The sequence below is a fragment of the Tardiphaga sp. genome, from assembly GCF_028290495.1.
In the GTDB taxonomy this organism is placed as follows: Bacteria; Pseudomonadota; Alphaproteobacteria; order Rhizobiales; family Xanthobacteraceae; genus Tardiphaga.
In genome coordinates, this window is the sequence record NZ_JAQGJT010000089.1 from 1 (window position 1) to 4227 (window position 4227).

6 protein-coding genes are annotated in these 4227 nt (G+C 62.9%); 2 read left to right on the forward strand and 4 right to left on the reverse strand.

Translation table 11 applies throughout. The features are described 5' to 3' along the window. A partial coding sequence (locus JWQ24_RS14885) for an aspartate-semialdehyde dehydrogenase (RefSeq protein WP_299809327.1) occupies window positions 1-620 on the forward strand: 620 nt, incomplete at its 5' end. 195 nt (window positions 621-815) lie between these two features. Here the strand turns inward: JWQ24_RS14885 and JWQ24_RS14890 are convergent. Beyond that, window positions 816-1451: a carbonic anhydrase gene (locus JWQ24_RS14890; protein WP_299809329.1), complete on the reverse strand. Its 636-nt coding sequence runs from the start codon at window positions 1449-1451 to the stop codon at window positions 816-818. 130 nt (window positions 1452-1581) lie between these two features. On the opposite strand from JWQ24_RS14890, the gene JWQ24_RS14895 reads away from it, so the two are divergent. Next, window positions 1582-2460: a CoA ester lyase gene (locus JWQ24_RS14895; RefSeq protein WP_299809331.1), complete on the forward strand. Its 879-nt coding sequence runs from the start codon at window positions 1582-1584 to the stop codon at window positions 2458-2460. Between the two features lie 65 nt (window positions 2461-2525). On the opposite strand, the gene JWQ24_RS14900 is transcribed toward JWQ24_RS14895, so the two are convergent. The 3 genes from JWQ24_RS14900 to JWQ24_RS14910 all read right to left on the reverse strand — a co-directional run. Next, the gene (locus tag JWQ24_RS14900; RefSeq protein ID WP_299809340.1) at window positions 2526-3332 is read right to left on the reverse strand and encodes a hypothetical protein; all 807 of its coding nucleotides are present in this window, start codon (window positions 3330-3332) and stop codon (window positions 2526-2528) included. After that, a complete protein-coding gene (leuD, locus tag JWQ24_RS14905; protein WP_299809334.1) occupies window positions 3332-3937 on the reverse strand; it encodes a 3-isopropylmalate dehydratase small subunit in 606 nt (201 codons plus the stop codon). The genes JWQ24_RS14900 and leuD overlap by 1 nt, the downstream gene beginning before the upstream one ends. A gap of 86 nt (window positions 3938-4023) precedes the next feature. Next, window positions 4024-4227: metallopeptidase family protein (locus tag JWQ24_RS14910; RefSeq protein ID WP_299809337.1), on the reverse strand; the 204-nt coding region annotated here is incomplete at its 5' end.

The window sequence follows — 4227 nt, forward strand, 5'->3', positions numbered from 1 at the left end:
TGAAGCCGTTGCATGATTTCGCGAAGATCAAGCGCGTCGTCGTTGCCACCTATCAATCCGTGTCCGGCGCAGGCAAAGACGCGATGGACGAATTGTTCTCGCAGACGCGCGCGGTCTTCGTCTCTGACCCGGTCGAGGCGAAGAAGTTTCCGAAGCGCATCGCTTTCAACGTGATCCCGCACATCGACGTCTTCATGGACGACGGCTCGACCAAGGAAGAGTGGAAGATGGTCGCCGAGACCAAGAAGATGCTCGATCCCAAGATCAAGCTGACGGCGACTTGCGTGCGCGTGCCGGTGTTCATCGGTCATTCGGAAGCGGTCAACATCGAGTTCGAGAACCCGATCTCGGCCGATGAAGCCCGCGACATCCTGCGCAATGCGCCGGGTTGCCTGGTGATCGACAAGCACGAGCCCGGCGGTTACGTCACGCCTTACGAAGCTGCCGGCGAAGACGCCACCTACATCAGCCGCATCCGCGAGGATGCCACGGTGGAGAACGGCCTGGTGCTGTGGTGCGTGTCGGACAACCTGCGCAAGGGAGCCGCGCTGAACGCGATCCAGATCGCGGAATGCCTGATCAACCGCAAGCTGATCACCGCGAAGAAGAAAGCGGCTTAGGCCGCTTCGCATCGAAAACATGAAAGCCCGGTCACGTCAGCGGCCGGGCTTTTTCGTGCGCCGCATGTGAGGTCTGCCTCATGGTGAGGAGGCGCCTCTTCGGCGCCGTCTCGAACCATGAGGCGCCGCAAACACAGCCTGCCGCCATCCTTCGAGACGCGGCCAAGTGGCCGCTCCTCAGGATGAGGTCCCGCTTTAAACCACCGGCACGAATTCCTTCGCCTCCTGGTCCAGCACCGACAGCGAACCCAGCGCGACGCCGAAATAGGCGCCGTGCAACTGGAGTTCGCCGCGCTCGACCTTCGAGCTCACGAACGGAAACGTCGCCAGGTTCTCCAGGCTACGGAACACCGCGGCCTTTTCGATGCGGGTCGCAAACTCCGTCATCGACTCGTGGTCGCGGATCTCGACTTTCTCGCCGGGTTTGATGAACATCGACATCCAGCGGCCGATGAAATCGCCGGGCGACAGGGGGGCTGCGTTGTCGACGAAAGCGCGGATGCCGCCGCATTGCGCGTGGCCGAGCACCACGATGTGCTTCACCTTCAGGACCTGCACCGCATATTCCAGCGCCGCCGAGACGCCGTGGGCGCCGCCGTCCGGCTGATACACCGGCACCAGGTTCGCGATATTACGCACCACGAACAATTCGCCCGGGCTGGCATCGAAAATAACCTCCGGAGAGACCCGGGAGTCGCAGCAGCCGATCACCATCACCTCCGGCGACTGGCCGCGCTCGGACAGTTCGCGGAAGCGCGACTGTTCGGTCGGCAAACGCTGCGAGGTGAAGGTCTGGTAGCCGGAGATCAGGCTGGGCGGAAATGCTATCATGGGTGGCCTCTCGAGTTGCCCCGGCTAACCATAGGACGCAGCGGCGAACAAGCCTTTCAGCCGACCGGCTGAAATGTTATCGCGAAAGCCATAACGGCTCTCCAGACAATAAATAACAGGAAATGACGTCATGATCCGCCCGCGCCGCAGTTTGCTGTTCATGCCGGGATCGAACCCGCGCGCCCTGGAAAAAGCCCGCACCCTGCCCGCCGACGGCATCATTCTCGACCTCGAAGACGCCGTGGCGCCGGACGCCAAGGGAACCGCGCGTGATGCGATCGCCGGGGCGGTCAGCGCCGGCGGCTTTGGCAAACGCGAGGTCATCATCCGCATCAACGCGCTGGATTCGCCGTGGTGGATCGACGACGTCACGATGGCGGGTAAAGTGAAGCCTGACGGCATTCTGGTACCCAAGATTTCCAGCGTCGAGGACCTTTCGGCAATCGCCGACCGGCTCAGCGACATCGGCGCCGACATGTCGATCAAGGTCTGGGCGATGATCGAGACCTCGCGCGCCATCCTGCACGCCGAGGAACTCGCCGCCTCATCGAGGGATTCCGAGATGCGGCTGGCCGGCTTCGTATTCGGCCCCAACGACATCGCGCGCGAGACCCGTATCCGCATGATGCCGGGCCGCGCCGCCATGCTGCCGATGATCACGCACTGCATTCTCGCCACAAGGCTGCACGGGTTGGAAATCCTGGACGGCCCCTATAGCGGCATCGGCGACGCCGCGGGCTTCGCCGAGGAGGCCACGCAAGGCCGCGACATCGGCTTTGACGGCAAGACGCTGATCCACCCCAGCCAGATCGAGGCTTGCAACGAGATTTTCACGCCGCCGCCCGAGGAAGTGGCCTATGCCCGCCGCGTCATCGCCGCCTTCCAGCAGCCGGAAAACGCCAGCCGCGGCGCGATCCAGCTCGACGGCAAGATGGTCGAACGGCTGCACGCGGAAATGGCGAAGCGCACGATTGCCATATCGGATGCGATTGCAGCGATGGGGGAGTAGGCTGACTGTCATTCCGGGACGCGACCGGCCCTTGCCGAGCGCGAACCCGGAATGACGAGCGGGAGCTAATCTGGTTCTGCGCCTATCCGCTGCGTCGCCCACGCATAAAAACTACCCGGCAAAGGCTGCTCCTTGCCGCGTCCCTTTGGCGAGATATGGAAGCCGAGAATGTCGGGATCGGCCAGCAGCGCCGAAAAGTCCGACGGCTCGAAGAACAATGCCGGTTCGGCGTGAACCGCATAATACGACTTCCGCGGCAGAGCATGTTTCGCATAGCCGAAGCGGCGCGACAGCGCGGTCAGCGAGGCCGGACCGAAGATCGCCACGCGGATATCGCTGACACGCTCGACACGCCCTCGCATCTTCTTCCACGCAAACGTCATCCGGTGCCGCCACGCCAGCCAGTCCGGCGTCAGTCCGTCCTGCCGCATCAAAGCGTCGAAGGCTTTGACGATCGGATCGTCAGGCGGCAGGTACAGCACGGAATTGCCGAGCTGGCGCTGCTTCTCCCAGGCGAAATACGGCTTTGCGGGATCGATCTCGATCGACTTCAGCAGCAGCACGTCAGCGTCGAGCCACAGACCGGCGCCTTTCGCCATCAGCCGCATCCGGAAGAAGTCGCTGAATTGCAGGGTGGTCCAGCCGCGCCACTCGCCTGACGGCCCCGATGGCCGCAGCCGCTCGGCGAATGCGCGCGGCAGCACCGCTTCGGCGTCGGCATTGGTCACGCCATCGGGCAGACCGTCCAGCGGCGCAAAGCTGTACAGCGTGACACGGTGGCCGGCTTTGACCTGCGAGCGCAGGCACAGCAGCCGCAGCGCATCGAGAGGGCCATCCCAGAAACTGACGACGTCCGGGATCACGCCCGGAATCACGCCCAAGCGCGTGCGGTCTTGGCCTTGGCCTCGTAGCTGTCGATCGAGGTCTGCTTTTCCTTGGTCAGGCCGATGTCGTCGAGCCCGTTGATCATGCAGTGCTTGCGGAACGGATCGATCTCGAACTTGACCACGCCGCCGTCGGGACCGCGGATTTCCTGGTTCTGCAGATCGATGCTGACCGTGGCGTTGGCGCCGCGCTCGGCGTCGTCGAACAGATGATCCAGCGTCTCCTGCGAGACGCGGATCGGCAGCACACCGTTCTTGAAGCAGTTGTTGTAGAAAATGTCGCCGAACGAGGTCGAGATCACGCAACGGATGCCGAAATCGAGCAGCGCCCACGGCGCGTGCTCGCGGCTTGAGCCGCAGCCGAAATTGTCTCCGGCGACCATGATCTTCGCGTTGCGATAGGCCGGCTTGTTCAGCACGAAGTCCGGGTTCTCGCTGCCATCGTCCTTGTAGCGCGCTTCCGCGAACAGGCCCTTTCCGAGGCCGGTGCGCTTGATCGTCTTGAGGTACTGCTTGGGGATGATCATGTCGGTGTCGACATTGATGATCTTCAGCGGCGCCGCAACGCCTTCCAGCGTGGTGAACTTATCCATCGGTCGCACTTTCCTAAACGGAAGCAAGAATAATCAAGGTCTCCGTTTATCGCGAATACCGCCCAAGGGCAAATTCGGCCGGCGGTCTAACCGGCAGCATCGATCGCCTCCATGTCGGTGTCCGAAAGGCCGAGATGATGGCCGATTTCGTGGACCAGCACGTGGCGCACGATGTGACCCAGCGTCTCCTCGTGTTCCGCCCAGTAGTCGAGGATCGGCCGACGGTACAGCCAGACCATGTTGGGCAGCTGGGGCACGTCCTGATGGCTACGGAATGGCAGGCCGACGCC